Genomic DNA, 25,258 nt, shown 5'->3' with positions numbered 1-25,258 from the left:
CCGTCACGCGGCGCGCGCCAGGTCATGTCCATGTCAACCCAGGTCAGCAGCGATCCCCGCTTCCGCAGCGACGCGTTGTAGCTGGACAAGTTCTTCATGCGATAGCGGGCGGGAGATGGCTTGCTCATGCCGCGCGTCTAACGGCATGGATTCGCGATGTGAATCCTCCATCGTCAGACTTTTGCAACAACGCCCACCCAAAATAAAACGGGAAAATACTTCGGCATACGCAAATTAGACCAATCTCATTTTCGAACAACGCTTACGGCGCAACAGATCTTTCTGTCAGCGGTCCAATGTTCGGAGACAACGAACTTGAAGACGATCCAATTTGATTGCTCGAAGCAGACGGACAGCACTGTCGCGCCAGCATCAGCGCTCCGTGAAACAAGTTCTTCACATCACGCAGGGTTGCATCACACAAGATGAAAAAATCAACCTCATCCGATTTCTTTCAGAAAATGAATGAACCTAATTCCTCAACTCCAGAGACCGGAGGTTCAGGATGACTATTCGCACACAACCAATAGCAGTCAAAGAGAGAACTGCTGCCGCCATGTTTGACATGACGCAAACTGAGTTCCGTGAACTCGTTTCCTTGGGAGTATTACCCCCGGCAAAGCCTATCGGAGGTACCAAACGTTGGTCTGTTGCGGAACTCAATGCGATTTTGTCCGGCGCAAAAAGAAGGCCAGAAGATGACGAAGACTTTGAATAAGAAAAAGCCTTCGAAGCCGAGGGTATCTCGGAAGCATCTAAAGTGGGTATGGCCGCGAAATGGAACCAACTGGGTTCCATACTACCGTGTCACGTGGATCGCTTCCACGGGCAAGCGCAAAGAGCGAGCGATAAAACTCAACTGGGAGGGTGACCTAAAGAAGCTCGACCAAGAATATTGGGCAGCGGATGCTGGTCGACACCCAGCACAGCACAAAGAACCGAAATACACTTGGGGAGAGTGTATCAAGGAATGGAAAGCAGACAAAAAAATTCAGATGAAACTCGCCGCCGGAACAATAAAATCATATAATCGCGAATTTAACAAGATACTTTCAAAAAATGCAGACAAACCGATGTCTACGACGACACGCGCCGCAATTCGAAAGAAGCATAACTCAATGGCAGATACACCGCGTGCCGCTGATTGGATGCTACAAGGCGTATCCTTGCTTTGGAACTACGCCAAGAATGAACTTGATTGGCCATTGGGCGACAACCCGGCGTCACGAATGACAAAATACGGAGCTCAACGAGAGTTTCCAGCGTGGCCAGACTGGTTGCTGGATGCCTTGGATGAAGCGCCCGACACCGTGCGCATCGCAGGTGGACTGATTAGATTCACCGGCCAGAGACCTTCAGCAGCGATCGGGATGCTCAAGAGTTCGTTTAAGGGCGATTGGGTCACCGTCGTTGACGAAAAAGGCGATGAGATTTTTCCGATATACTGCCCGGAACGGCTACGCAAGATTGTAGAAGATCTACCGGTGGGGCCGCGACATGTCCTTGCGAAATCGAACACTGCGCCGTTGTCCTATAGCGCAGTCGAAAAGGCGTTCAGCGCTTGGCGCGAAACCCTTACTGAGCTCGCTATGGAGCATGACGATGTTGCTAAGAAGTATAGCTTGCACGGTTTGAGAAAGCGCGCGTGCGTTGAGCTTGCTGAAGCAGGCTGCTCTGACGCAGAGATTCAGGCAGTGACCGGTCAGAGCTTGGAGATCGTGGCGAAATACAGAAAAGAGGCGAGCCGGAAAATGATGTCTCGGGCTGCTCAGATGAAGCGCTCAGAATGACGAGACATGCGCAGAAGTTGGTAACGTTTGATCAGGCGGTGGCTCGCACTTGGCGGAGCCCGTCGCGGAACTCAACCCCTTGGATGATCTCGGACAGGAGGTTCTGGCCGACGAGTTTTTGCCAGAGCCCAGCCGGCCAGACATTGAGAAAGCGCCGGTTGCCGCAGTCGCGTTTCTGCCACGCCCCTTAGTCTTTACACAAGTCGGGCTTGAGCAGGGTGACGGTCTTGGCGGACAGACCCTTGGCATTCGGACCCGGCGCTTCCAGCGCCTCGCTGAAGTCGCCACTGGACACGCCCTTTAGGTGAAGCCAAGGCACCAGCTTCTCGACTGATTTCGTGCGACGCAGATAGCGCGGCAGGATGCTGGGCGTGAAGGTGATCTTGTCATCGCCAACGCCCCGAGCCCGCACGCGCGGCACTTTCACAGGCATTGGACAGAACTCAGTCATAACCTCACGATCGTGTAAGTTACCATCACGCACCAGGCGTGCTCGTCCATCTTCGAGCGTCCCCGGAGAAGGCGTTTTGAGCATGGCCAATTCGGCATGGATCGGCTGTTCGATCAGCCTTCGCGCGCCATCGCGCAGCACTTCGGTGAACGGGTCAGACAAAATCCCAATGGATCGGGCAACTGGGTGATGTTAGTTTCTGGCATGTGGCACATCCCTTCTCAGCAGAGAATTGACGGCGACTCGACACCGCCATGATATGCCACCCCTCAGGGCATCACCAGCTTTCGCGCGTTTCTCTCAGAATGCCCGAGTGGGAGTCGTGAGTGGGAGTCAAGCAGACCTCCGACAACAGAGTTTAAGGCTTACACCCGGTAAGCGATTGAAATCATTGGTACCCAAGGTCGGACTCGAACCGACAAGGCCGTTAAGCCGGGGGATTTTGAATCCCCTGCGTCTACCATTCCGCCACTTGGGCACTGCTGCGGACGTAGCGAACTTGCGCTGAAAGGTCCAGTCCCTATCGTGCGGAATCCGGGGCCTCTGAGCACGGGTTTACGCGGTGCAACGGCGTCGTGACTTGCACCGATCCCGAGGTGCTGGCGCCCGCGCGAGCAATTTGCTACCTCCCGTGCATGACCCGTGCACGATATCGATATTTCAGGAAGAGATCCGGATGACAGCCATACCAGCCGAGGACATGGCGATCTCGGATCGACTTGACATGTTGGCCGCGCAAACCGGCGCCGAGACGGTCACCCTTGGCTGGGTGCTCGAGCAACTGAACGAACGCGCCTTCGGGCTTTTCCTGCTGGTTCTGGCCCTGCCATGCTGCATTCCGTTCCTCTATGGCATTCCGCAGGTCGTCGCATTGCCGCTCATGCTGATTTCCGTCCAGATCCTGATGGGCCGCCATGTGCCCTGGTTGCCCGCAAGACTGGCGGCGCGCACCGTATCCTCCGCCGATCTGCACAACCTTGCGCAGCGCGCCGGCCCTTGGCTGCGGCGGATCGAAACCGTCAGCAGTCCGCGCCTCGGCCTGCTGACCCGCGCGCCGCTGGACCAGGTGGTTGGAGCAGCGCTGGTGCTGTTCAGCGCGTCCATCCTCGTGCCGATTCCCGGGACGAACACGGTTCCCGGCATCGCGGTGGTCGCCATTGCTATGGGCCTCTTGCGGCGCGATGGGATCCTGGTGATCCTCGGCGTGTTCCTGGGCACATCCTGGATCGCGACACTTGTGATCGCCGGGGCGACGCTGGCCAGCCTGGTCAAGACCTGGATCGGACTCTGACATGCAGATGACACGCAGGGCGATGATGGTGGTGGCGGCCTCCGGGTCCTTGGGGTTGTTGCTTGGCGCCTGGGCGTTCCAGTATATCGGCGGGCTGCCGCCCTGTGCGATGTGCATCTGGCAGCGCTACCCGCATGCGGTGGCCGTGGTGATCGGGCTGATCGCGCTGCGTTTCGGAACGGCCACCTTGGCCTGGCTGGGCGCTGCCGCGGCCTTTGCAACCGCCGCCATCGGGGCCTACCACACCGGGGTCGAGCGCGACTGGTGGGAGGGGCCGACCACCTGTTCCTCCGGCCCCATCGGCGGGCTGTCCACGGACGAGCTGTTCGACCAGATCATGGCGGCCCCGCTGGTGCGCTGCGACGAGGTGCCATGGGAGTTGTTCGGCCTGTCGATGGCCAGCTGGAACATGATTGTCTCGCTCGTGCTGATGGGTGTCTGGATCGCAGCGGCGCGGCGGCCTGCCTAGACGCCGCTCTTGCGCGTCGACAGCAGCAGCGAGGTTTCGGATTGCGTGACCCCGTCGAACTTGCGGATGCGGGACAGCACGTCATCGAGCGCATCGAGGGTCTCGGTCCCCAGCTCGGCGATGACATCCCAGCGCCCGTTGGTCGAATGCAGCGCGCGGACCTGAGCCAGCCCCGAAAGCTGACGGATCACCCGGTCGGTTCCGCGCCCCTCGATCCCGATCATCATCAGTGCGCGCACCGGGTCGCGTGCCACGTCGTCCTTGAGCACAACGGTAAAGCCCACCACGTCGCCCGAGCCTTGCAGCCGGTCCAGCCGCGCCCGCACCGTGGCCCGGGAGAGCCCGAGGGTCGCCGCGAGATCCGAGACCGAGGCACGCCCGTTATGGCGCAGCACAGAGATCAGCCGCTTGTCGGTATCGTCCATTTTGATCCTCAGGCTTTGCAATGTGCGCAACTATACCCCGAAATGCGCAATCTGGACAGTTCCATTGCACCCATTCTGGCGCTTATACCGCAGCAACAGCAGAAAGGAGTGTGATCATGTCGTCACAGGAAATCGTCCTCGTCGGTGCGCCGATGGATTGCGGCAAGGCGCGCAAGGGGTGCCTGATGGGGCCCGACGCCTATCGCACCGCCGGCATCGCCCGGGCTCTGACAGACCTTGGGCACAATGTGACCGATCTGGGCAACGTCGCTCCCGACCCCAATGACATCGCCGAACGCGAGGGCCTGGTGAACCTGTCGGAAACAATCGGCTGGACCACCGCCCTGATGCGCAGCGCAGGCGACGCGATGCAGCGCGGTCTGCCGATCTTCCTTGGCGGCGATCATGCGCTGTCGCTGGGCACGGTGCCCGGCGTGGCGGCCCATGCGGCCAACCAGGACCGTCCGCAATTCGTGCTCTGGCTCGATGCGCACAGCGACTTCAACACGCTCGAGACCACGAGTTCGGGCAACCTGCACGGCACACCGCTGGCCTATGCCACCGGGCAGCCCGGCTTTGACGGCTTCCCGCCCCTGCCCGCCATCGTCCCGCCCGGCCAGACCTGCATCATCGGATTGCGGTCGGTGGACCTGCCGGAACGCGCGCTGATGGAGCAGATCGACGTGCGCGGCTTTGACATGCGCTCCATCGATGAATTCGGGGTTGCCGCGCTTCTTGCACCGTTCCTCGACGACGTGGCCAAGGCTGGCGGCGCGCTTCACGTGTCGCTCGACGTGGATTTCCTCGACCCGACCCACGCGCCTGCAGTCGGCACCACGGTGCCCGGCGGGGCCACCGTGCGCGAGGCGCATCTGGTGATGGAGCTCTTGTGCGACAGCGGGCTGATGACGTCGCTCGACCTGGTCGAACTGAACCCGATGCTGGACGAGCGCGGCCGCACGGCGCACCTGATGGTCGATCTTGCCGCTTCGGCCCTTGGCCGCCGGATCTTCGACCGCCCCACCCCGCGGATGATGTAAGGAAACACCCCCATGATGCCCTCGGACAAGGCCCTTGTGCCCTTCGTATCGGTCGATCACATGATGCAGATGGTGCATCGCGTCGGACTGGCGCGGATGATCACCCGCATCGCCGATGCCATCGAAGACGATTTCCGCCGCTGGGAAAGTTTCGACAAGACGCCGCGCGTGGCGGCGCACAGCCCGGTGGGTGTGATCGAACTGATGCCGACGGCGAATGACACGCTCTACGCGTTCAAATACGTCAACGGTCATCCCAAGAACACGACAGACGGCTTGCAGACCGTCACCGCCTTTGGCCTGCTGGCGGACATGCACACGGGCTACCCGGTGCTGCTGTCGGAAATGACGCTGCTCACCGCGCTGCGCACCGCCGCGATGTCGGCTCTGGCGGCCAGGTACCTAGCCCCCGAAGGGGCCGACACCATGGCGATGATCGGCAATGGCGCGCAGGCCGAATTCCAGAGCATCGCCATGCAGGCGATCTGCGGCATCACGACGGTTCGGCTTTATGACAAGGACCCGGCCGCAACGGCCAAATGCGCCGCCAACCTTGCGGGCACCGGCCTGAAAGTGGTGCCCTGCGACAGCGCCGAGGCGGCCATCGAAGGCGCGCAGATCCTGACGACCTGCACGGCCGACAAGCAATACGCGACGATCCTGACCGACAACATGGTCGGCAGCGGCGTACACATAAACGCCATCGGCGGTGACTGCCCCGGCAAGACGGAACTGGCCAACGCGATCCTGCACCGCTCGTCGATCTTTGTCGAATACCCGCCGCAGACGCGGATCGAGGGCGAGATCCAGCAGCTTGACCCCGATCACCCGGTGACCGAGGTCTGGCAGGTCATCACCGGCGCCGCGAAAGGCCGCCGCGATGCGCGCGAGATCACGCTGTTCGACAGCGTGGGTTTTGCGATCGAGGATTTTTCGGCACTGCGGGTGGTGCATGATCTGACCCGCGAGACCGGGCTGAACCTGCCGCTGGACCTTCTGGCCGATCCGGACAACCCGCGCGACCTTTACGGGATGCTGATGCGCGCGGCGGGATGAGCGGGAAGGCTTTTCGAAAAGCCTTCCTGACGCGGTTTGGAAACCGCGTGCAAAGCGCCTTCGAAGGCGCTTGCCCCGCCTAGAGATACTCGGAGCGCTGCAACCCGTACTTGGCCATCTTCTCGTTCAGCGTCCGGCGCGGCAGGCACAGTTCTTCCATCACCGACGCGATCGAGCCGCGATGGCGGCGCATCGTGTTGTCGATCAGCATGCGCTCGAACGCCTCGACATATTCCTTGAGCGGCTTGCCCTCGGTGGTCATCACCGGCTGCATGTCGTCATGGTCGGACATCAGCAGCGACGCGATGGTTCCGGTGCCGCGCCGCGATTGCAGCACGGCGCGTTCCGCCAGGTTGATGAGCTGGCGGATGTTGCCCGGCCACGGCGCCTGCAACAGCTGGGCCGCCTCCTGCGCGCTGACCTGCGGCGCCTCGCAGCCATATTCGTCGGCGAACTGGTCGGCCAGCGCCGTGAACAGCGTCAGGATGTCCTCGCCCCGGTTGCGCAGCGGCGGCGCGGTGATCTTGAGCGCCGCCAGCCGGTAATAGAGATCCGGGCGCAGCGCATCCTCGCAGGTGCGCCCTTCGTCCTGAAGGTTGCATATCGCCACGATCCGCGTCTCGGGCGGCGTTCCCTGATCGTTGATCATGGTCAGAAGCCGCGCCTGGGCCGCGTCCGACAGCGCCTCGATGTCTTCGAGCACCAGCGTGCCGCCGCGCGCCTCTTCCACCGCCGGCAGACGCATTTCCTCGGGCATCATCGGGCCGAAGAGCCGCCGGATCAGCGAATCCTCGTCCATCGCCGCACAGGAGATCAGCACGAATTTCTTGCCCGCCCGGCTGCCCACCGCGTGCAGCGCATGGGCCACCAACGTCTTGCCGGTGCCGGTTTCGCCGTCGATCAGCACGTGCCCGTCGGCCTGCCCCAGATCGAGGATGTCCTCGCGCAGCCGTTCCATCGCCTGGCTGGCCCCGATCAGCTTGCGCATCATCTGGTTGCCGTCGCCCAGTTCGCGCCGCAGCGCCCGGTTGTCGAGCGTCAGGCGGCGCGCATTGGTCGCCTTCTTCGCCAGGTCCGACATGCGGTCCGGGTTGAACGGCTTTTCCAGAAAGTCGAAGGCGCCGATCCGCATCGCCTCGACCGCCATCGGCACGTCGCCATGCCCGGTGATCATGATCACCGGCAGCGCGGAATCCGACCCCATCAGCTTGCGCAGAAACTGGATGCCATCCATCCCCGGCATCTTGATGTCGGAAATCACGATCCCCGGATAATCCGTGCCCACCGCGCCAAGCGCCTCTTCGGCGCTGGCAAAGGTCTCGGTGTCATATCCCGACAGCGCCAGCCACTGGCTGATCGACTGCCGCATGTCCTTCTCGTCATCGACGATTGCAATCTTCATGGCTTTTCCCATGGGCTCACTCCGCCGCCTGCGTTTGGTCGTTCAATATGGGCAACTGCATCTCGAACACCGCACCACCGTCTTCGGCGTTGCGGGCCAGCAGCCGTCCCCCTAGGTCGTTCACGATCCCCGAGGAAATGGCAAGCCCCAGCCCGACCCCGTCGCCCGGCTGCTTGGTGGTGTAGAAGGGCTCGAACAGCGCCTCCAGGTCCTCGATGCCATGGCCGTTGTCGCGCACGGTGAGCGTCGCGGTCTCGCCGCTGGCCAGGATGATGTCGAGCTGCGGGTCCGACACGGTCTTGGTCGCGTCCAGCGCGTTGCGCAGCAGGTTGACCATGACCTGCTCGATCCGCATCCGGTCGCCCATGACGAACACCTTCTCATCGGGCAGGATCTTGGTGATCTTGACCTTGCGCGATTTCAGCTGCGGCTCCATCATCGACAGGCTGGAGGCCAGCGCATCGCCCATATCCACGGGGAAAAACGCCTCCTGACCCTTGCGCGCGTAGCTCTTGAGCTGCCGCGTGATGCCGCCCATGCGTTCGATGAGATCGTCGATCCGGCTGAAGGCGGCGAACGCCTCTTCAGCCCGGTTGCGCCGCATCAACAGCTTGGCACCGGCAAGATAGGTCTTCATCGCCGCCAGCGGCTGGTTCAGCTCGTGGCTGACCGCCGCCGACATTTCGCCAAGGGCCGCGAGTTTGGAGCTCTGCGCCAGCGTCTGCTCGGCTACCGCGAGCGTTTCCTGCACCCGCTCCCGCTCGGCGATTTCCCGCTGCAACCGTTGGTTCAATGCGCGAAGCTCTGCCGACTCGCGCTGGAACAGCGCCATGCGCAGGGCCGTTCTGCGGCTCAGCGCATAGAAGGCCAGCGCCAGGAGAATCGCAAATCCCATGATCTCGAGCGCCAGCACCGCGTTCACCCGCTCGCGCACGCTCGAATAGGTGGTGAAGGTGGTCATGTTCCAGCCCCGGAACGGGATGCGCCCCTCGATGCGCATGACGGCTTCGCCTTGAAGATAGGCATCCGCAGGCTCTGCCGTCCAGTCCGCCGTGGCCCGGATCGCCCGTTCGATGGCCCCTTCCGGCGGCTGGCGTTCCAATGCGGTCTGCACCGTCTGCCCCCGCCAGCGGGGCTCGGTGGCAAGGATGATCTCGCCCTCGCTGTTGGTCACGAGCACGGCATCCGAGATACCCGCCCAGGCCCGTTCGAACTTGGCCAGATCGACCTGGACCACGATCACGCCGATCGACTGGCCCTGGCTTTCGATGCGGCGCGAATAGCTGAAATTGTAGCTGCCCACCTCTTCGCGCTGCGCGGTGAAGACGGTGGCATTCGACCGCAGGGCTTCGACGAAATAGGCGGCGCTGCGGTGCTGTTCGCCGAGCCGTTCGCGGTCGGTGGCGGCCACGGTGCGGCCATCGGAATCGAGCAGCATCAGCGACGCCGCGCCGATCTCGTCAACAAAAGAAATCAGACGCTGCGAACTTTGCGAAAAATCGCCGGAGTTCAGCGCCCCGATGAGCGCCGGATCCCGCGCCAGAAGCTGCGGCACGATCGCGTTGCGGCGCAGCTCCGACACCAGGTTTCCGGAATACAGCGCCAGGCGCAGATCGGCCCGGTTGCGGGTGCTTTCGGTGAACCTGTCCGTCAGGAAACGGTTCGTGACAAAGACCGTCGCCACCGCCACCGCAATCAGCAGCACAAGAGCGACCCGGACTCGCCAGGACAAGGATCCCGACCGTCGGGATTGCGAGGATGAGGTCGCGTCGGACATTCCGCGAGACTAGACGACCGCGATGCGCCGCTCAAGCGGCGCCGCGTCACATCCCCGACATTCCGCGCTAGGCAGTGGCCAGCGCATTGGCGAGGCTGGCAAACAGCGCCGCCCCATCGGTGCCGCCATGTCTTGCATCGGCGGCCCGCTCGGGATGCGGCATCATGCCCAGCACGCGGCGGTTCTCCGACAGGATGCCCGCGATGTCCGCCACCGATCCGTTGGGCGTGTCGTCATAGCGGAAGGCGATGCGGTCCTCGTCGGCAAGCCGCGCCACGACATCCTCCGAGGCGGTGTAATTGCCGTCGTGATGCGCGATCGGAACGGCGATCTGCTGCCCCGCGGCGTAGCCTGCGGTATAGACACTGTCCGTCGTGCCCACGACCAGCGGCACGGTCCGGCAGATATACTTCAACCCGGCATTGCGCAGCAGCGCGCCGGGCAGCAACCCGGTCTCGGTCAGGATCTGGAACCCGTTGCAGATGCCAAGCACGAACCCGCCCCGCTCGGCATGCGCCTTGACCTCGGTGCAGATCGGCGAATTGGCCGCGATCGCACCGCAGCGCAGGTAATCGCCAAAGGAAAACCCGCCCGGAATGCCGACGATATCGATGCCCTTGGGCAGCGCCGTGTCCTTGTGCCAGACCATCTCGACCTCGCAGCCCGCGGCGCGGAAGGCGACGGCAAGATCGCGGTCACAGTTCGATCCGGGAAAAACGATCACAGCGGCGCGCATCGGCTATCTCCTATCCGGCGAAATCGGTGATCACGGCGACGCCGGGGGCCGTCGGACCGTTGAACGCCCGCAATTCGGCGCTGGCCTCCGACAGCGCCACCTCGCGCGCGATCAGGGGCGACATATCCACCTTGTCCCGCGTGATCAATCCCAAGAGAGACGGGTACCTGTGCGACGGCATGCCCCGCGTGCCGTAAAGCGACAGGTTCGCCATGTAGACCGCGTTCATGTCGATGTTCTGCCGCGCCGAGTGGCCCACCGGCATGCCGACCTGGACATGGCGGCCGCGCGGGCGCAGGCAGCGGATCGACGCGTTCACCGTTTCCTCGATGCCAAGCGCCTCGAGGCTGACATGTGCGCCGCCGCCGGTGATCTCGCGGATCTGCGCCGCGACATCGCCGTCGCGGGCGTTCACCCCCGCATCCATGCCCAGCGACAGGGCGTGATCGATCTTGTGTTGCACCACGTCCACGACGACGACATGCGCCCCCAGCGCCCGGCCCAGGATCGCGGCCGACAGGCCCACACCGCCGGTGCCATGCACCGCCAGCCATTCACCGCCCGCAAGTGCTGCGCGACCTGTCAGCCCGTGCCATGCGGTGGTCACGCGGCAGCCCAGCCCCGCGGCGAGCATCGGCGACATGCCCTCGGGCAGCCGGGTCAGGTTATGGCCGCGCGGCACCGCGATGTATTCTGCAAAGGCCCCCGGTTCGACGAATCCCGGAAGGCGCTGGTCATGGCATGTGGTCTGGTGCCCGGATCGACATTCCGGACAGGTGCCGCAGGACAGGATGAAGGGCGCGATCAGCCGGTCTCCGACCTGCCATCCGGATGCCGGTCCGGCCTCCACCACCTCGCCACAATACTCGTGGCCGGGGATCTGCCCCGGCTTGACGCGCGGATGCTCCCCGGTCCAGCCATGCCAGTCGGACCGGCAGATGCCGCAGGCCAGCACCCGCAGCACCACGCCGTCCGGCGGACAGGCCGGCTGCGGCACATCCTCGATGGACAGGTCGTCATTGTAGCTTCGAAGAACGGCGGCGCGCATAAAGTCCCCTATGGGTCAAGGGTCGGACCGGGCCCGTGGCCGGCGAACCGGCCCGCAGCCCCGTCCTCAGAATGTTTCGATGCTGTAGCTTTCGACCACCGTGTTGGCGAGCAGCTTTTCACACATCTCGCGCACGTTGTCCTCGGTGGTGCCATCGGCAAGATCAAGCTCGATCACCTTGCCCTGGCGCACCTTCTCGACACCGCCGAACCCCAGCCCGCCAAGGGCGTGGCGCACCGCCTCGCCCTGCGGGTCAAGAACCCCGTCCTTCAGCATGACATGCACACGTGCCTTCATGATCGTCTCCGCCTTGATCGGGGGCGCGACCGTCCCCCTTCTTCTCTTTCCAAATATGCAAACGCGCCGCCCGCCACCGGGTGCCGCGTCAGTTGATCAGCTTGGGCTTTTCCATCGGCGTCGCATTCTGCGGCATCACGCCCAGTCGCCGGGCCACCTCGGTATAGGCATCGGCCAGGTTGCCCAGGTCGCGCCGGAACACATCCTTGTCGAGCTTGCGACCGGTCTCGATGTCCCAGAGCCGGCAGCTGTCGGGGCTGATCTCGTCGGCGACGATCAGGCGCTGGAAATCGCCGTCATAGACGCGGCCGATCTCGATCTTGAAATCTACCAGCTTGATGCCGACGCCGTACATCAGCCCGGACATGAAATCGTTGACCCGCAGCGCGAGGCTCAGGATGTCGTCCATGTCCTGCTGGCTGGCCCAGCCGAAGGCCGCGATGTGCTCTTCGGTGACCAGCGGGTCGCCCAGCTTGTCGTCCTTGTAGCAATATTCGACGATCGGGCGCGGCAGCGGCGTGCCTTCCTCGATGCCCAGACGCTTGGCCATCGTGCCAGCGGCAAAATTGCGCACGATCACCTCCAGAGGGATGATCTCGCACTGGCGCACAAGCTGCTCGCGCATGTTCAGACGCTTGAGAAAATGCGTCGGCACGCCGATGGAGTTGAGCCCGACCATGAAGAACTCGCTCAGCCGGTTGTTGAGCACACCCTTGCCGTCGATCACATCGCGCTTTTCCGCGTTGAAGGCGGTTGCATCATCCTTGAAATACTGGACGATCGTACCCGGTTCGGGGCCTTCATACAGGATCTTGGCTTTGCCTTCGTAAATCTTCTTGCGACGGGCCATGTGGGGTCTTTCTGTCAATGCGCCGGATGGCACGAAATCGAACGCAGCTCGCCGGTCTCATCAGCAAGACCGACCGCGTTTTGACTGCTCTTAGTGCATGCAAAGACATGCCGCAAGCAACGCGCACACTTGAACCGTCGCGCGCGTCGGGCCATACCGGTCTCAACACGCAACTTTTCCCGGGAGACCACCCTGATGTCGACATTCGATGACCGCGAAACGGCTTTTGAAAACAAGTTCGCGCATGACGCGGAAATGCAGTTCAGGGCCGAGGCCCGCCGCAACAAGCTGCTGGGGCTGTGGGCTGCGGGACTGTTGGGAAAATCCGGCGATGACGCGGCCGATTACGCCAAGGAGGTCGTGAAGGCCGATTTCGAAGAGGCGGGCCACGAGGACGTCGTGCGCAAGGTGCTGGGCGATCTGGGCGACAAGGCCACCGCCGAGGAAATCCGCGCCAAGATGGAAGAGCTGATGACCGTCGCCAAGGCGCAGCTGATGGACGAGATCTGATCGACCGGCCATCTGCACCGGCGCGTCCGACACCGGGCGCGCCTTTTTCTTGCCGAACAGCATTGTCGAGGCCGCATGTCGCATATCGTTCTGGTCCGCCACGGACAGGCCAACACCGTGGCGCGGGATGAGCATGGTTACGACCGGCTGAGCCCGCTGGGCCACCGTCAATCCGGCTGGCTGGGCGACCATTTCCGCCAGAAGGGCGATGTCTTCGCCCAGGTCTGGACCGGCACCCTGCGCCGCCATGTCGAAACCGCGGATGGCGTCGCCGCCGAAACGCCGGACCCCGTCACCCGCGACGCGCGTCTCAACGAGCTGGAATATTTCACCCTGTCGGGGCTGCTCGCCGACCAGCACGGCATCACCCTGCCCGACACCCGCGAGGGTTTCGTGCGGCACCTGCCCTGCCTGTTCCGCCATTGGCAGGACGGCAGGCTCGAAGGCGCGCCCGAAAGCTTTGCGCAGTTCGAGGACCGGGTGCGCGATGCGCTCGCCGAGATCAGCGCGCTACGCGGCCGCACATTGGTCGTGACCTCCGGAGGCCTGATCGGCATGGCGATGCGCCTGACGCTGGGGCTCGAGATGACGGCCTTCTGCAACATCTGCCTGTCGATCCAGAACACCTCGGTCAGTTCCTGGCTGCCGCTGGAAGGCCAGCTGGCGCTGACACAGTTCAACGCGCTGCCGCATCTCGACACGCCGGACCGGCTTTTTGCCCAGACCCATATCTGAGTGGCACGGACGGAATTGAGCGCGCTGTCGCGCGCGCAGGGTGTCTCGGTCCTCGCGCTTTGCGCTGCGGCCTCGGATTTGCCTCCGGCGGGGATATTTTTGAACCAGAGAAGCACGGGACGGGGCTTTTGTCTGCGAGCCGCGCTGGCTAGGGTGCGGCGAGTCGACGTGAGGGGGACAGGATGACCCATCTTTGGGTGCGCGCGGAAAGCCGTGCGAACGAGGAACGTGTCGGGATCATGCCCGAGGGCGTGGCGATCTTGCGTGCGCAGGGCATCGATGTGACGGTCGAGCACAGCCCGACGCGGGTGATCCCGATTGCAGAATACGAGGCGGCGGGCGCCACGATTGCGCCCGAAGGCAGTTGGGTCGGCGCGCCAGACGATGCGATCATATTCGGGTTAAAGGAATTACCGGATGATGGCACGAAGCTGCGGCATCGCCACATCATGTTCGGCCATGCCTACAAGGGCCAGCCCGCCGGCCAACGGCTCTTGGCGCGGTTCGAGGCCGGCGGGGGCACGCTGTACGATCTGGAATATCTCGAAGACGAGAGCGGGCGGCGTGTGGCCGCTTTCGGCTACTGGGCGGGCTATGCCGGCGCGGCGGTGTCGCTTCTGGCCTATGCAGCACAACAGGCCGGCGTGCCCTGCCCCAGGGTGAACACCTGGCCCTCTTCCGGGGCGATGCGTGACGCGGTGAAGGCCGCGTTGGCCGGTGCAACCCCGACCGCGCTGGTGATCGGCGCGCTGGGGCGGGTCGGCACCGGGGCCAGCGACCTGTGCCAGGAGGTCGGCCTGACCGTCACCCAGTGGGACATGGCGGAAACCGCCCATGGCGGCCCTTTTCACGAGGTGCTTGACCACACGCTGTTTTTCAACTGCATCCTTGCCCGCCCGGGCACGCCGGTCTTCGTGCCCGAAGGGACCTGTCACACGCCCCGCGCGCTGCGCGTCGTCGGCGACATCGCCTGTGATCCCGACAGCGATTTTTCCCCGATCAGGATCTATGACCGCGTCACAAGCTGGGACGCGCCGGTGATCCGCGCCTGCGACGACCCGCCGCTCGACGTCATGGCGATCGACAACCTGCCCTCACTCATGCCGCGCGAGTCCTCCGAGGATTTCGCGGGCCAGCTGCTGCCCCATCTCAAAACTCTGTCCGATCTCGACAGCGGCGTCTGGGGGCGGGCCAAAATTCATTTCGACGAACATATCCGAAAGGTGACGACATGACGGTACATTGGTGCGGCACGGGCCTGTCCTCGGTTCCCGGACTGCGGCGGCTGATCCAGGACGGGCACCCCGTGGTCGTCTGGAACCGCACACTGGAGAAGGCCCGCGCGGCGGTGGGCGATCTGATCGACGACATCCGCGTCTTTGATCCGGCGTCTTTGGCCGAGGCGGTTCAAGCTGGCGATGTGATCGTGTCCATGCTGCCCGGCGACTGGCATGTCGAACTGGCGCAGATCGCCATCGCCAATGGCGCGCATTTCGTGTCGTCGTCTTACATCGCGCCGGAGATGCGCGCGCTCGACCCGGCCGCCCGGCAGGCCGGTGTGGCACTGGTCAACGAGGTCGGGCTGGACCCCGGCATCGACCATCTGATGGCGCATCACCTGGTGGCGGATTACGTCAAGAGCGCCGCCTATGACATTGAGAACGTGATCTCTTTCAAGTCCTATTGCGGCGGCGTGCCGAAGGTGCCGAACGCCTTTCGCTACAAGTTCAGCTGGGCACCGGTGGGAGTGCTGAAGGCACTGCGGTCGCCCTCGAAGTCAATCCGCCACTTCACCGAGCTCGAGGTCCAGCGCCCCTGGGACGCGATCAGCCGCTATGACGCGCCGTTGCCGCAGCCCGAGACGTTCGAGGTCTATCCGAACCGCAACAGCCTGCCCTTCATGGCCGATTACCGTTTCGATCCGCGCTGGCCCGTCAAGGAATTCGTGCGCGGGACATTGCGCCTGAACGGCTGGACCGATGCCTGGGCGGATATCTTTGCCGAAGTGGGCAATGCGGATGATGCGCGGCTGACCGAGATGGCTGAGGATCTGCTGGCCCGGAACGCCTATGCCGAGGGCGAAGCGGACCGCGTCGTCCTGTGCGTCGATCTGCTGGCCGAAAAGGACGGACGGGCCGTCTGGCACAAGACCTATGTCATGGATGCGTCCGGGGATGCACGCGGCACGGCGATGGCCCGGCTGGTGTCGGTGCCGGTGTCGCTTGCCATCGAAGCGGTGCTGAAACGCGAGATCCCGCCGGGGGTCAGCCCTGCGCCGCACGATCCCAAGCTGGTGGAGCGCTGGCTGGACGAGGTGCAGACCCTGGCGCAACACCTGATGGTGGTGGATCATCTGAGGTAAGCGCCAAGGCTCTTGCAAGAGCCTTGGCAGCTTTTTGCAAAAAAGCTGGTAAGCCCGTTCGAACGGGCTTACTCCCCGAACACCCGGGCGAAGATCGTGTCCACATGTTTGGTGTGGTAGCCCAGGTCGAACTTCTCTTCGATCTCTTCGGCGCTGAGCGCGGCCAGCACATCCGCATCGCCCAGCAGCTCCTGCTTGAAGTCCGTCCGGTGTTCCCAGACCTTGAGCGCGTTGCGCTGCACGTAGCTGTAGGCGTCCTCGCGGCTGACCCCGGCCTGCGTGAGCGCCAGAAGCACGCGCTGCGACATCACAAGCCCCGGGAACTTGTTCATGTTCTCCAGCATGTTGTCGGGGAAGATCAGCATCTTGTCGATCACCCCGGTCAGGCGCGCCAGCGCGAAATCGAGCGTGATCGTGGCATCCGGCCCGATCATCCGTTCGACCGAGGAATGCGAGATGTCGCGTTCATGCCAGAGCGCCACGTTTTCCATCGCCGGGATCACCGCCGAGCGCACGATCCGCGCCAGCCCGGTCAGGTTCTCGGTCAGCACCGGGTTTTTCTTGTGCGGCATGGCCGACGAGCCTTTCTGCCCCATCGAGAAGAACTCGGCCCCTTCCAGAACTTCGGTGCGCTGCATGTGGCGGATCTCGATGGCGATGTTCTCGACGCTGCTGGCGATCACGCCCAAGGTCGCAAAGAAGGCCGCATGCCGGTCGCGCGGGATCACCTGCGTACTGATCGGTTCGGGCACGAGGCCCAGCTTGTCGCAGACATGGTCCTCGACCGCCGGATCGATATTTGCGAAGGTGCCGACCGCACCGGAAATCGCGCCTGTCGCCACCTCGGCCCGCGCATCGCGCATCCGGCTCAGGTTGCGGTCCATCTCGGCGTAGAACCGCGCGAAGGTCAGGCCCATCGTCGTCGGTTCGGCATGGATGCCATGCGACCGGCCGATGCGCACCGTGTCCTTGTGCTCGTAGGCGCGGCGCTTCAGGGCTGCCAGCAAGCCTTCGAGATCGGCGATCAGGATGTCCGACGCGCGCACCAGCTGAACGTTGAAACAGGTGTCGAGCACGTCCGAGGACGTCATGCCCTGATGCACGAACCGCGCCTCGTCCGATCCCACATGTTCGGCCAGGTGGGTCAGGAACGCGATCACGTCATGTTTGGTCACCGCCTCGATCTCGTCGATCCGGGCGACGTCGAATTCGACATCCTTGGCTTTCCAGACGGCTTCGGCGTTTTCCCTCGGGATCACGCCCAGATCGGCCATCGCGTCGCAGGCATGGGCTTCGATCTCGTACCAGATGCGGAACTTGGTGGCGGGCTCCCAGATGGACACCATCTCGGGGCGGGAATAACGGGGGATCATGCGGGCGATCCTTTCATGGGCTGGCTTGCAGATTTCGAGCGCAGTCCTAGACTGCCCGCCACAGCGCGACAAGAGAGGCCATCCCGCGTGAGACGCTTTGCCCTGCGATCCCCGTGCATCAGGCCCGCCCGACCGTGATCCTGCCACGCTTGCAGGATTTCGCCGGTCAATGGCGCATGTCCCGCGTGATCACCGATCACCGCGCGCGGACGACCGGCCAGTTCGACGGCATGGCCGCGTTCACACCGGATGACGGCGGTCTGGCCTATCTCGAGGTCGGGACGCTTTGCCTTCCGGGTCAGCCCCCCTTTCATGCCGAACGGCGCTATCTCTGGCGGCAGCGGGAATCGGCCATCGACGTGCATTTCGACGACGGCCGCTTTTTCCACTCTGTCGATCCTGCGCATCCCACCGCTTGCCACTGGTGCGACCCCGACACCTATGACGTGATCTACAGCTTTGCATCCTGGCCCGAATGGAGCAGCACCTGGGACGTGGCGGGCCCACGAAAAGCCTATAAAATGATCACTTCCTACAGTCCGACAGACCCCGGCGGCAGATAGTTTTTGCCAAATCGACAATCCCTGCTAGCTTGTTTCCCACCCAACAACAGGAGAATGACTGATGACCATCAAGACGCTTCTGACCACCTCGGCCCTGCTGATCGCAAGCGCCACAGCCAGCCTTGCCGAATGCCAGTGGGGCAAGGAACAGGTCACAATGACCTGTGCCAGCGGCACCGTCTATGACGCGGACACCAACACGTGCAAGGTCGTCACGGGCTGAAGCACCCGGTCTGACGACCCCCTGAAGGCGGCCGCTTTGGCCGTCTTTTTTCGTTTTCGACCACCGTACGGAAGTTTCGTACGGTTCGGTCGCAGGGTCCGTACGACACGGGCCGATTTTCTTTCCATCTGCCGGACGTCCGTGACACATTCTTAACCTTGCCGGCCTATCCCCGAAGGGACAGGACGGAGACGGTTGATGACACAGCTGACAACAGTTTCGGGGGCTGCGCCTTCCATCCCGGTTGCGCGCCTGTCGCGTCGGGCGAAGGCGGCCATCGTGGTGCAGTTCATCCTCAAGGAAGGGGCGGATGTGCCGCTGAACGCGCTGCCCGAGGATTTGCAGATGCAGCTGACGCAATCGCTGGGCGAAATGCGCTATATCGACCGGCAGACGATGCATGCCGTGATCACCGAATTCGCCGAGGAACTTGATTCCATTGGGCTTTCCTTTCCCGGCGACATCGCGGGCGCGCTGTCTGCGCTGGATGGCCGGATCAGCGACCAGACCGCCACGCGCCTGCGCAAGGAAGCCGGCGTACGCCAGATCGGGGATCCGTGGAAACGCATCGCCGACCTGCCGCTTGCCCGGTTGCAGGCCATCGTCTCGGCCGAATCCATCCAGGTCGTTGCGGTCATGGTTTCCAAGCTGGACGTCTCGAAAGCCGCCGACCTGCTCAGCAGCCTGCCCGGTGACGTGGCGCGGCGCATCACCTACGCCATGTCGATGACCGATGCCGTCACCCCCGACGCGGTGGATCGCATCGGCCTCAGCCTCGCCGCACAGCTTGACGCGGAACCACCCAAGGCGTTCCGGGGGCAGCCTTCGGAACGGGTCGGTGCGATCCTGAACTTCTCGCGGGCGTCGACCCGCGACGCTTTGCTGACCGCGCTGGATGAAGAGGACAAGGGCTTTGCCGAAGAGGTGCGCAAGTCCATCTTCACCTTTTCGCATATTCCCGACCGGATGCAGGCGATCGACGTCCCGAAGATTACGCGGGATGTCGATCAGGACACGCTCGCCCGGGTCATTGCCGGGGCTGTCGCGGAGATCGACAAGGCCAGTGTCGAATTCATCTTGTCCAACATTTCCAAACGGATGGCGGGCGCTCTTCGCGAAGCGGCTGAAGAGCTGGGCGCGATAAAACCCAAGGAGTCCGAGGCCGCGATGAATGCGGTTGTGCGCGCCGTTCGCGACCTCGCCGACAGCGGTGAAATCAGCCTTGTCACCCCGTCCGAGGACGACGACTAGATCTTGATCACCGACCCGCTGTCCTTGCGGAAGACGAAGCAGCGGTCGCGCCGCACGGTCAGCCACATCACGGTTCCGGGCTTGGGCAGGAACACGTTGGGCACGGTGGCACGGATGACGCTCTGGTCGTGGTCCATGCGGAACTCGACAAGGCTTTCCGACCCCATGAAGCGCGCCCGTTCCACCACGCCCCGCGCCGGGGCACCGGCCAGCGGCGTCGGGTTCGGCCCACGCCCCTGGCGGTCGAAGTCGATCCCGACATGCTGCGGACGGAAGACGATCTCGACCTCGCCGCCATCCGGCACACCGGGGGCAAGGAACTGCCCGAACGGCGTGTCGGTGAGCGCGCCGCGCACCGTGCCCGACAGCAGGTTGATGTCGGAAAAGAACGCCACCGCCGCCTTGTCGGCGGGCGCGTTGTAGATGTTGTAGGGTGCACCGCGCTGGACGATCTTGCCGTCGCGCATCAGCGCGATTTCATCCGCCATGCGCATCGCCTCTTCGGGTTCGTGCGTGACCAGCAGGACCGAGGTGCCTTCGTCTTTCAGCAAGGCCAAAGTCTCGTCGCGGATCCCGTCGCGCAGGCGGTTGTCGAGCCCGGAAAACGGCTCGTCCATGAGCATGATCGACGGGCGCGGCGCAATCGCGCGGGCCAGCGCCACGCGCTGCTGTTCGCCACCCGAGAGCTGGTGCGGGTATTCGTCGATGTAATGCGACAGCCCCACCCGTTCGAGCAATTCGCCGACGCGCGGCAGCTTGTCCTTGCGCGATCCGGTCAGGCCGAAGCCTACGTTGTCGCCAACGGTGAGGTGCGGAAACAGCGCGAAATCCTGAAAGATCAGACCGATGGAGCGCCGTTCGGGTGGTACGCGAAACACCGTGTCGCAGACAAGCTGGCCATCGACATGGATCGTGCCGCTGGTCTGCATGTCGACGCCCGCGATGATGCGAAGCGTCGTGGACTTGCCGCACCCCGAGGGGCCCAGCAGGCAGGTCACGTTGCCGGGCTGGATCACCAGCGACACGTCATCCACCACGCGCTTGCCGTCGTAGTCGCGCACGATATTGCGGATTTCCAGCCGGGGATGGGTGCCGGTCACTGCTGCCTCATGAAGTTTCCGAGTAAAAGTATCGGATTAGCTTATGTCAGGTAACAGCCCGGTTGCACGACGACAACCCCTCAGGCGCGTGTCGTTCCGTCGCCGACGACGATGTATTTGAAGCTGGTCAGCTGTTCTGCCCCCACCGGTCCGCGCGCATGCATCTTGCCCGTGGCGATGCCGATCTCGGCCCCCATGCCGAACTCGCCGCCATCGGCGAACTGGGTCGAGGCATTGCGCATCAGGATGGCGCTGTCGATGCGCTCGAAGAACCGCTCGGCGGTCTTGTCGTCCTCGGTCAGGATGCACTCGGTGTGATTGGAGCTGTAGTGCTGGATATGGGCGATGGCCGCGTCGACGTCATCGACCACCTTTGCGGCGATGATGCTGTCGAGATATTCGCAGCCCCAGTCATCCTCGCTGGCCGCGACCGTGCCGTCGATGGCGCGCAGGGTCTCGTCGGCGCGCACTTCGACCCCCGCCTTGAGCAAGGCCTTGATGACGCCCTGCCCGATCGTGTCCACCACGTCCTTGTGAATGAGCAGGCATTCGGCGGCCCCGCAGATCCCGGTGCGACGGGTCTTGGCGTTCAGGATCACGTTCAACGACTTGACCGGATCGGCGTCGGCGTCGACATAGATGTGCACGATCCCTTCGAGATGCGCGAAGACCGGCACGCGGGCTTCGCGTTGCACCAGCCCGACAAGCCCCTTGCCGCCCCGCGGCACGATCACGTCGATGTAATCGGTCATGGTGAGCATCTCGCTCACCGCGGCGCGGTCACGGGTGGGCACGAGCTGAATCGCGTCCTCGGGCAGACCGGCGGTGCGCAGGCCATCCACCAGGCAGGCATGGATCGCGGTGGAGGAGTGAAAGCTTTCCGATCCGCCGCGCAGGATCACCGCGTTGCCGGCCTTGAGACACAGCGCGCCCGCATCCGCCGTCACGTTGGGGCGGGATTCGTAGATCACGCCGATCACACCCAGAGGCGTGCGCACGCGCTTTATGTGCAGGCCCGAGGGGCGATCCCATTCGGTGATGACGGCGCCCACCGGGTCGGTCTGCTCGGCCACGGCGCGCAGACCGTCGACAATGCCGCGAATGCGGTCTTCGTTCAGCAGCAGGCGATCCATCATGGCGTCCGACAGACCCTTTTCGCGGCCATAGTCGAGGTCTCGGGCGTTCGCCTCGACGATCTCGGCGCGATGTTTCCACACCGCTTCGGCCGCGCCGATCAGGGCCGCATGTTTGCGCTCGGCCGACGCGAAGGCCAGTTCGCGCGCCGCTGCCTTGGCGCGCGAACCGATATCATGCATGAGTGTCGGGATGTCTGTGAGGTCTTTCATCGGTATCGCCCTTGCAGAAGTCGGATTTGCATATTTGGAAAGAGAAGAAGCCGATCAGATCGCCATGTCGTCGCGGTGTATTACCACGGCGCGGCCCGGATAGCCCAGAATTTCCTCGATTTCGGCCGAATTATGCCCCTTGATCGCCTGCGCCTCGGTCGCGGTATAACGCGTGAGGCCCATGCCAAGTTCGCGTCCCGTCGCGTCCTTGATCGTCACCGGATCACCGCGATCGAAGCGGCCGGACACGGCCACGATGCCGGGCGGCAGCAATGACGTGCCCCGTTCGAGCGCGCGCGCAGCGCCTGCGTCGATGGTGAGCGCGCCGCGGGGTTTCATCGCAAGGATCCAGCGTTTGCGCGCCGCGTGCGGGTCCAGTTGCGGCGTGAACCAGGTGGCGCGGGCGCCCGCCTCGAGCGCCTTGAGCGGGTTGAGGCGCGAGCCTTCGGTGATCGCCATGGCGCAGCCCGAGGCGGTCGCGGTGCGTGCCGCCATCAGCTTGGTCTTCATGCCGCCCTTGGACAGGCCGGACCCGGCATCGCCGGCCATCGCCTCGATCTCGGGCGTGATGGCGTCGATGATCGGGAAATGCCGGGCGGTCGGGTCCTGCGTCGGATTGGCGCTGTAGAATCCGTCCACGTCCGACAGCAGGATCAGCTGGTCGGCGCCGACGGTGGCCGCGACCTGGGCCGCGAGGCGGTCGTTGTCACCATAGCGGATTTCGTCGGTGGCCACGGTATCGTTTTCGTTGACGATGGGGATGACGCCCAGCCCGACCAGCGTCTCGAGCGTGGCGCGGCTGTTGAGATAGCGGCGTCGGTTGGTGCTGTCTTCGAGGGTCACCAGAACCTGCGCCGTGGTCAGGCCATGCGGATCGAGCGCTTCTTCATAGGCGCGCGCAAGCCGAATCTGGCCAACGGCAGCGGCGGCCTGGGATTGTTCGAGCGGCAGCACCGTGGGCGGCAGGCGCAGGACACCGCGTCCCAGCGCGATCGAGCCCGAGGACACGAGGATCACATCGGTGCCCCGCGCCTTGATCCGGGCGACATCCGCGGCCAGCGACAACAGCCAGTCGCGGCGCAAGGTTCCGTTGCTCTTGTCGACCAGGAGCGCCGATCCGATCTTCACGACCAGCCGGCGCGCATCGCCTAGGGTTGCCACGGCGCGGTCTCCTCGGTCGCCTCTTCGCGTCTGCGCGTTGTCTTGACGTGTTTGCGCAGGGCGCGCAGAACCTCGGTGAGACCTTCTCTGGACACGCCGGACATGAGCATGACCTCGTGACCGGTCTTGGCTTCGAGCTCTTCCTTGAGGAAAGCGCGTTCTTCGTCATCCAGCGCGTCGATCTTGTTCAGCGCGGTGATGCGGGGCTTGTCGGCAAGCCCTTCGCCGTACGCCTCGATCTCGTCGATGATGGTCTGGTAATCGTCGAGCAAGGTGCCGGAGGTGCCATCGACCAGGTGCAGCAGGCAGGCGCAGCGCTCGACATGGCCGAGGAACAGGTCGCCCAGGCCCCTGCCCTCATGCGCGCCCTCGATCAGGCCGGGAATGTCGGCGACGACGAATTCGGCATCATCCACGCCAACCACGCCGAGATTGGGATGCAGCGTGGTGAACGGGTAATCCGCCACCTTGGGCCGGGCATTCGAGGTCGCGGCAAGGAAGGTGGACTTGCCCGCGTTGGGCAGACCCAGCAGGCCGACATCCGCGATCAGCTTGAGGCGCAACCAGATCGTGCGCTCCACACCCTCCTGGCCGGCATTGGCCCGGCGGGGCGCCTGGTTGGTGGACGTCTTGAAGCGCAGATTGCCCCAGCCGCCATTGCCGCCACGGGCGAGCAGCACGCGCTGCCCCAGTTCGGTCATGTCGGCGATCACGGTCTCCTCGTCTTCGTCGAGGATTTCGGTTCCGACCGGCACCTTGAGGACGATGTCATCGCCATCCGCGCCGGTGCGCTGACGGCCTGCACCGGGACGGCCGTTATCGGCGAAGAAATGCTGCTGGTAACGAAAATCGATGAGCGTGTTGAGCCCATCGACCGCTTCGGCCCAGACATCGCCGCCATCGCCACCGTCGCCGCCATCGGGACCGCCGAATTCGATATATTTTTCCCGGCGGAAACTGATGCAGCCATTCCCCCCCGAACCGGAGCGGATATAGACCTTGCAGAGATCGAGGAACTTCATGTGTCAGCCTTTGATCGGGTTGCGCGCGGTCCATTGGCTTTGGGACGGCGCGTCAGCCCATACGTTTGAGATAGGTCCAGGTTTTGACCATTGTGTTTCGGGCGACGGAAAAGGATTCCGCATCGCCGATATATTCAAAGCCGCAATGGGTCAGCACGCGGGCCGAGGCCGGATTGTCCTGAAACACGCTGGCGAACATCGTCTCGTTGCCAAGCGGGTTGGCTTCGACGAGGGCCCGCACGGCTTCGGAGGCAAGCCCGGTGTTCCAGAACGGCGGCGCGACCCAGTACCCGACTTCGGACTGGTTGCGATCCATCCGCGCCAGCGAGATCAGACCCATGATTTCGGGACCATCCGCGGCGGTGCCGTCGATGGCCCAGACATCTTCGTCGCGTTCGGGCGGCAGGCTGCGGTCGACAAACGCCTGCGCGGCCCCCGGTGGCAGCGGATGCGGGATCGACGTTGTCATCGTCGCGACGCGTTTGTCGCTGGTATAATATTCGATCAATCCCACATCCGATTGCTTCAGGGGACGCAGGCGAAACCGCTCGGTCTCGACGAAGGGTTGCTCGAAAATGGTGACGGTCTCCACGTTCATCTGCTCTCTCCTCAACGCAGACATAGGGTGCCCCCCCCCAAACAAGTCAGGGGACCGGCAGTGCTGCCGATCCCCTCCAGATTTTTTATAAAACCTTAAGGTCGGCTTACTCGGCGGCCTCGGCCATTGGCAGTACCGAAATGAAGGTACGGCCCTTGAGGCCCTTGTGGAACGTCACGTTGCCATCGACGGTTGCAAAGATCGTGTGATCTTTCCCCATGCCGACGCCGTCACCCGGCCAGAACTTCGTGCCGCGCTGGCGCACGATGATGTTGCCGGGAATCGCGGACTGGCCACCGTAGAGTTTGACGCCAAGACGACGTCCGGCAGAGTCGCGACCGTTGCGGGATGAACCGCCTGCTTTTTTATGTGCCATTGGTCA

General features: G+C 63.6%; 27 protein-coding genes, 1 tRNA gene and 2 pseudogenes. 13 read left to right on the top strand and 17 right to left on the bottom strand.

Annotation, left to right across the window (positions count from 1 at the left end; genetic code table 11):
- Positions 1-128: pseudogene (locus tag LCF60_RS15575) on the bottom strand (IS5/IS1182 family transposase); the annotation flags it as partial.
- 377 nt (positions 129-505) lie between these two features.
- On the opposite strand from LCF60_RS15575, the gene LCF60_RS15570 reads away from it, so the two are divergent.
- On the top strand, positions 506-718 hold the full coding sequence (locus LCF60_RS15570; protein WP_292292995.1) for a hypothetical protein: 213 nt from the start codon (positions 506-508) through the stop codon (positions 716-718).
- Complete coding sequence (locus tag LCF60_RS15565; RefSeq protein WP_292292994.1) at positions 699-1,790, top strand: hypothetical protein; 1,092 nt, start codon at positions 699-701, stop codon at positions 1,788-1,790. The genes LCF60_RS15570 and LCF60_RS15565 overlap by 20 nt, the downstream gene beginning before the upstream one ends.
- A 115-nt stretch (positions 1,791-1,905) precedes the next feature.
- On the opposite strand, the pseudogene LCF60_RS15560 reads toward LCF60_RS15565, so the two are convergent.
- Both LCF60_RS15560 and LCF60_RS15555 read right to left on the bottom strand, forming a co-directional pair.
- Positions 1,906-2,447: pseudogene (locus LCF60_RS15560) on the bottom strand (transposase); the annotation flags it as partial.
- 186 nt (positions 2,448-2,633) lie between these two features.
- Positions 2,634-2,719 (bottom strand) — tRNA-Leu (locus tag LCF60_RS15555).
- Positions 2,720-2,917: 198 nt separating this feature from the next.
- Here LCF60_RS15555 and LCF60_RS15550 point away from each other — a divergent pair.
- Positions 2,918-3,532 (top strand): exopolysaccharide biosynthesis protein, encoded by a 615-nt coding sequence (locus LCF60_RS15550; protein ID WP_292292993.1) that lies wholly within the window; start codon positions 2,918-2,920, stop codon positions 3,530-3,532.
- 7 nt (positions 3,533-3,539) lie between these two features.
- The gene (locus LCF60_RS15545; protein WP_292292997.1) at positions 3,540-4,001 is read left to right on the top strand and encodes a disulfide bond formation protein B; all 462 of its coding nucleotides are present in this window, start codon (positions 3,540-3,542) and stop codon (positions 3,999-4,001) included.
- Here the strand turns inward: LCF60_RS15545 and LCF60_RS15540 are convergent.
- Complete coding sequence (locus LCF60_RS15540; protein WP_292292991.1) at positions 3,998-4,426, bottom strand: Lrp/AsnC family transcriptional regulator; 429 nt, start codon at positions 4,424-4,426, stop codon at positions 3,998-4,000. The two genes, LCF60_RS15545 and LCF60_RS15540, sit on opposite strands and share 4 nt — an antisense overlap.
- A 116-nt stretch (positions 4,427-4,542) precedes the next feature.
- Between LCF60_RS15540 and rocF the strand changes: the two genes are divergently transcribed.
- Entirely contained in the window at positions 4,543-5,466 is a 924-nt protein-coding gene (gene rocF / locus LCF60_RS15535) for an arginase (RefSeq protein WP_292292990.1), read from the top strand.
- A 12-nt stretch (positions 5,467-5,478) separates the two neighbouring features.
- The gene (locus LCF60_RS15530; protein WP_292292989.1) at positions 5,479-6,522 is read left to right on the top strand and encodes an ornithine cyclodeaminase; all 1,044 of its coding nucleotides are present in this window, start codon (positions 5,479-5,481) and stop codon (positions 6,520-6,522) included.
- Between the two features lie 79 nt (positions 6,523-6,601).
- Here the strand turns inward: LCF60_RS15530 and LCF60_RS15525 are convergent, their stop codons facing one another.
- The 6 genes from LCF60_RS15525 to purC all read right to left on the bottom strand — a co-directional run bounded on the left by LCF60_RS15525 (position 6,602) and on the right by purC (position 12,632).
- Positions 6,602-7,936 carry a sigma-54 dependent transcriptional regulator gene (locus tag LCF60_RS15525; RefSeq protein WP_292292988.1) on the bottom strand — a complete coding sequence of 445 codons (1,335 nt, stop codon included), beginning with the start codon at positions 7,934-7,936 and terminating at the stop codon, positions 6,602-6,604.
- 4 nt (positions 7,937-7,940) lie between these two features.
- A complete protein-coding gene (locus tag LCF60_RS15520) occupies positions 7,941-9,701 on the bottom strand; it encodes an ATP-binding protein (protein ID WP_292292987.1) in 1,761 nt (586 codons plus the stop codon).
- Positions 9,702-9,768: 67 nt separating this feature from the next.
- Complete coding sequence (gene purQ / locus LCF60_RS15515; protein WP_292292986.1) at positions 9,769-10,437, bottom strand: phosphoribosylformylglycinamidine synthase subunit PurQ; 669 nt, start codon at positions 10,435-10,437, stop codon at positions 9,769-9,771.
- Between the two features lie 10 nt (positions 10,438-10,447).
- Positions 10,448-11,485, bottom strand: a complete 1,038-nt coding sequence (locus tag LCF60_RS15510; protein ID WP_292292984.1) for an alcohol dehydrogenase catalytic domain-containing protein — start codon at positions 11,483-11,485, stop codon at positions 10,448-10,450.
- Positions 11,486-11,551: 66 nt separating this feature from the next.
- On the bottom strand, positions 11,552-11,782 hold the full coding sequence (gene purS / locus LCF60_RS15505; protein WP_292292982.1) for a phosphoribosylformylglycinamidine synthase subunit PurS: 231 nt from the start codon (positions 11,780-11,782) through the stop codon (positions 11,552-11,554).
- 88 nt (positions 11,783-11,870) lie between these two features.
- Complete coding sequence (gene purC / locus LCF60_RS15500; protein ID WP_085631071.1) at positions 11,871-12,632, bottom strand: phosphoribosylaminoimidazolesuccinocarboxamide synthase; 762 nt, start codon at positions 12,630-12,632, stop codon at positions 11,871-11,873.
- 195 nt (positions 12,633-12,827) lie between these two features.
- Here purC and LCF60_RS15495 point away from each other — a divergent pair, with 195 nt between their 5' ends.
- From LCF60_RS15495 to LCF60_RS15480, 4 genes are all read left to right on the top strand, one after another.
- Positions 12,828-13,142, top strand: a complete 315-nt coding sequence (locus LCF60_RS15495; protein WP_292292981.1) for a DUF1476 domain-containing protein — start codon at positions 12,828-12,830, stop codon at positions 13,140-13,142.
- A 75-nt stretch (positions 13,143-13,217) separates the two neighbouring features.
- Entirely contained in the window at positions 13,218-13,877 is a 660-nt protein-coding gene (locus tag LCF60_RS15490; protein ID WP_292292980.1) for a histidine phosphatase family protein, read from the top strand.
- Positions 13,878-14,059: 182 nt separating this feature from the next.
- The gene (locus LCF60_RS15485; RefSeq protein ID WP_292292979.1) at positions 14,060-15,112 is read left to right on the top strand and encodes a saccharopine dehydrogenase; all 1,053 of its coding nucleotides are present in this window, start codon (positions 14,060-14,062) and stop codon (positions 15,110-15,112) included.
- On the top strand, positions 15,109-16,239 hold the full coding sequence (locus tag LCF60_RS15480; protein WP_292292977.1) for a saccharopine dehydrogenase family protein: 1,131 nt from the start codon (positions 15,109-15,111) through the stop codon (positions 16,237-16,239). The genes LCF60_RS15485 and LCF60_RS15480 overlap by 4 nt, the downstream gene beginning before the upstream one ends.
- A 68-nt stretch (positions 16,240-16,307) precedes the next feature.
- Here LCF60_RS15480 and purB read toward each other — a convergent pair whose 3' ends face one another.
- A complete protein-coding gene (purB, locus tag LCF60_RS15475) occupies positions 16,308-17,612 on the bottom strand; it encodes an adenylosuccinate lyase (protein ID WP_292292976.1) in 1,305 nt (434 codons plus the stop codon).
- Between the two features lie 113 nt (positions 17,613-17,725).
- Here purB and LCF60_RS15470 point away from each other — a divergent pair, with 113 nt between their 5' ends.
- The 3 genes from LCF60_RS15470 (at position 17,726) to LCF60_RS15460 (ending at position 19,649) form a co-directional block, all read left to right on the top strand.
- Complete coding sequence (locus LCF60_RS15470; RefSeq protein WP_292292974.1) at positions 17,726-18,175, top strand: DUF6314 family protein; 450 nt, start codon at positions 17,726-17,728, stop codon at positions 18,173-18,175.
- Between the two features lie 61 nt (positions 18,176-18,236).
- On the top strand, positions 18,237-18,398 hold the full coding sequence (locus LCF60_RS15465) for a carbohydrate-binding module family 14 protein (protein ID WP_292292972.1): 162 nt from the start codon (positions 18,237-18,239) through the stop codon (positions 18,396-18,398).
- 198 nt (positions 18,399-18,596) lie between these two features.
- Positions 18,597-19,649 (top strand): FliG C-terminal domain-containing protein, encoded by a 1,053-nt coding sequence (locus LCF60_RS15460; RefSeq protein WP_292292970.1) that lies wholly within the window; start codon positions 18,597-18,599, stop codon positions 19,647-19,649.
- On the opposite strand, the gene LCF60_RS15455 is transcribed toward LCF60_RS15460, so the two are convergent.
- From LCF60_RS15455 to rpmA, 6 genes are all read right to left on the bottom strand, one after another.
- Positions 19,646-20,749: an ABC transporter ATP-binding protein gene (locus tag LCF60_RS15455; RefSeq protein WP_292292968.1), complete on the bottom strand. Its 1,104-nt coding sequence runs from the start codon at positions 20,747-20,749 to the stop codon at positions 19,646-19,648. The two genes, LCF60_RS15460 and LCF60_RS15455, sit on opposite strands and share 4 nt — an antisense overlap.
- 80 nt (positions 20,750-20,829) lie before the next feature.
- Entirely contained in the window at positions 20,830-22,095 is a 1,266-nt protein-coding gene (locus tag LCF60_RS15450; RefSeq protein ID WP_292292966.1) for a glutamate-5-semialdehyde dehydrogenase, read from the bottom strand.
- Between the two features lie 54 nt (positions 22,096-22,149).
- The gene (gene proB / locus LCF60_RS15445; RefSeq protein ID WP_292292964.1) at positions 22,150-23,256 is read right to left on the bottom strand and encodes a glutamate 5-kinase; all 1,107 of its coding nucleotides are present in this window, start codon (positions 23,254-23,256) and stop codon (positions 22,150-22,152) included.
- Positions 23,244-24,278, bottom strand: a complete 1,035-nt coding sequence (gene obgE, locus LCF60_RS15440; protein ID WP_292292962.1) for a GTPase ObgE — start codon at positions 24,276-24,278, stop codon at positions 23,244-23,246. The genes proB and obgE overlap by 13 nt, the downstream gene beginning before the upstream one ends.
- Before the next feature lie 52 nt (positions 24,279-24,330).
- On the bottom strand, positions 24,331-24,876 hold the full coding sequence (locus tag LCF60_RS15435; RefSeq protein ID WP_292292960.1) for a GNAT family N-acetyltransferase: 546 nt from the start codon (positions 24,874-24,876) through the stop codon (positions 24,331-24,333).
- A gap of 106 nt (positions 24,877-24,982) precedes the next feature.
- On the bottom strand, positions 24,983-25,252 hold the full coding sequence (rpmA, locus tag LCF60_RS15430) for a 50S ribosomal protein L27 (protein WP_292292959.1): 270 nt from the start codon (positions 25,250-25,252) through the stop codon (positions 24,983-24,985).
- Positions 25,253-25,258 lie beyond the last annotated feature (6 nt).

It is taken from the genome of Marivita sp., from assembly GCF_020055635.1.
GTDB lineage: Bacteria > Pseudomonadota > Alphaproteobacteria > Rhodobacterales > Rhodobacteraceae > Marivita.
Note: the sequence above shows the minus strand (reverse complement) of the source record. Positions and strands in the feature narration are given on the sequence as shown.

Excerpts from the sequence above, each read along its gene's own strand:
- LCF60_RS15570 (WP_292292995.1), top strand. The coding sequence starts at position 506 with ATGACTATTCGCACACAACCAATAGCAGTCAAAGAGAGAACTGCTGCC.
- LCF60_RS15565 (WP_292292994.1), top strand. The coding sequence starts at position 699 with ATGACGAAGACTTTGAATAAGAAAAAGCCTTCGAAGCCGAGGGTATCT.
- LCF60_RS15550 (WP_292292993.1), top strand. The coding sequence starts at position 2,918 with ATGACAGCCATACCAGCCGAGGACATGGCGATCTCGGATCGACTTGAC.
- LCF60_RS15545 (WP_292292997.1), top strand. The coding sequence starts at position 3,540 with ATGACACGCAGGGCGATGATGGTGGTGGCGGCCTCCGGGTCCTTGGGG.
- LCF60_RS15540 (WP_292292991.1), bottom strand. The coding sequence starts at position 4,426 with ATGGACGATACCGACAAGCGGCTGATCTCTGTGCTGCGCCATAACGGG.
- rocF (WP_292292990.1), top strand. The coding sequence starts at position 4,543 with ATGTCGTCACAGGAAATCGTCCTCGTCGGTGCGCCGATGGATTGCGGC.
- LCF60_RS15530 (WP_292292989.1), top strand. The coding sequence starts at position 5,479 with ATGATGCCCTCGGACAAGGCCCTTGTGCCCTTCGTATCGGTCGATCAC.
- LCF60_RS15525 (WP_292292988.1), bottom strand. The coding sequence starts at position 7,936 with ATGGGAAAAGCCATGAAGATTGCAATCGTCGATGACGAGAAGGACATG.
- LCF60_RS15520 (WP_292292987.1), bottom strand. The coding sequence starts at position 9,701 with ATGTCCGACGCGACCTCATCCTCGCAATCCCGACGGTCGGGATCCTTG.
- purQ (WP_292292986.1), bottom strand. The coding sequence starts at position 10,437 with ATGCGCGCCGCTGTGATCGTTTTTCCCGGATCGAACTGTGACCGCGAT.
- LCF60_RS15510 (WP_292292984.1), bottom strand. The coding sequence starts at position 11,485 with ATGCGCGCCGCCGTTCTTCGAAGCTACAATGACGACCTGTCCATCGAG.
- purS (WP_292292982.1), bottom strand. The coding sequence starts at position 11,782 with ATGAAGGCACGTGTGCATGTCATGCTGAAGGACGGGGTTCTTGACCCG.
- purC (WP_085631071.1), bottom strand. The coding sequence starts at position 12,632 with ATGGCCCGTCGCAAGAAGATTTACGAAGGCAAAGCCAAGATCCTGTAT.
- LCF60_RS15495 (WP_292292981.1), top strand. The coding sequence starts at position 12,828 with ATGTCGACATTCGATGACCGCGAAACGGCTTTTGAAAACAAGTTCGCG.
- LCF60_RS15490 (WP_292292980.1), top strand. The coding sequence starts at position 13,218 with ATGTCGCATATCGTTCTGGTCCGCCACGGACAGGCCAACACCGTGGCG.
- LCF60_RS15485 (WP_292292979.1), top strand. The coding sequence starts at position 14,060 with ATGACCCATCTTTGGGTGCGCGCGGAAAGCCGTGCGAACGAGGAACGT.
- LCF60_RS15480 (WP_292292977.1), top strand. The coding sequence starts at position 15,109 with ATGACGGTACATTGGTGCGGCACGGGCCTGTCCTCGGTTCCCGGACTG.
- purB (WP_292292976.1), bottom strand. The coding sequence starts at position 17,612 with ATGATCCCCCGTTATTCCCGCCCCGAGATGGTGTCCATCTGGGAGCCC.
- LCF60_RS15465 (WP_292292972.1), top strand. The coding sequence starts at position 18,237 with ATGACCATCAAGACGCTTCTGACCACCTCGGCCCTGCTGATCGCAAGC.
- LCF60_RS15460 (WP_292292970.1), top strand. The coding sequence starts at position 18,597 with ATGACACAGCTGACAACAGTTTCGGGGGCTGCGCCTTCCATCCCGGTT.
- LCF60_RS15450 (WP_292292966.1), bottom strand. The coding sequence starts at position 22,095 with ATGAAAGACCTCACAGACATCCCGACACTCATGCATGATATCGGTTCG.
- obgE (WP_292292962.1), bottom strand. The coding sequence starts at position 24,278 with ATGAAGTTCCTCGATCTCTGCAAGGTCTATATCCGCTCCGGTTCGGGG.
- LCF60_RS15435 (WP_292292960.1), bottom strand. The coding sequence starts at position 24,876 with ATGAACGTGGAGACCGTCACCATTTTCGAGCAACCCTTCGTCGAGACC.
- rpmA (WP_292292959.1), bottom strand. The coding sequence starts at position 25,252 with ATGGCACATAAAAAAGCAGGCGGTTCATCCCGCAACGGTCGCGACTCT.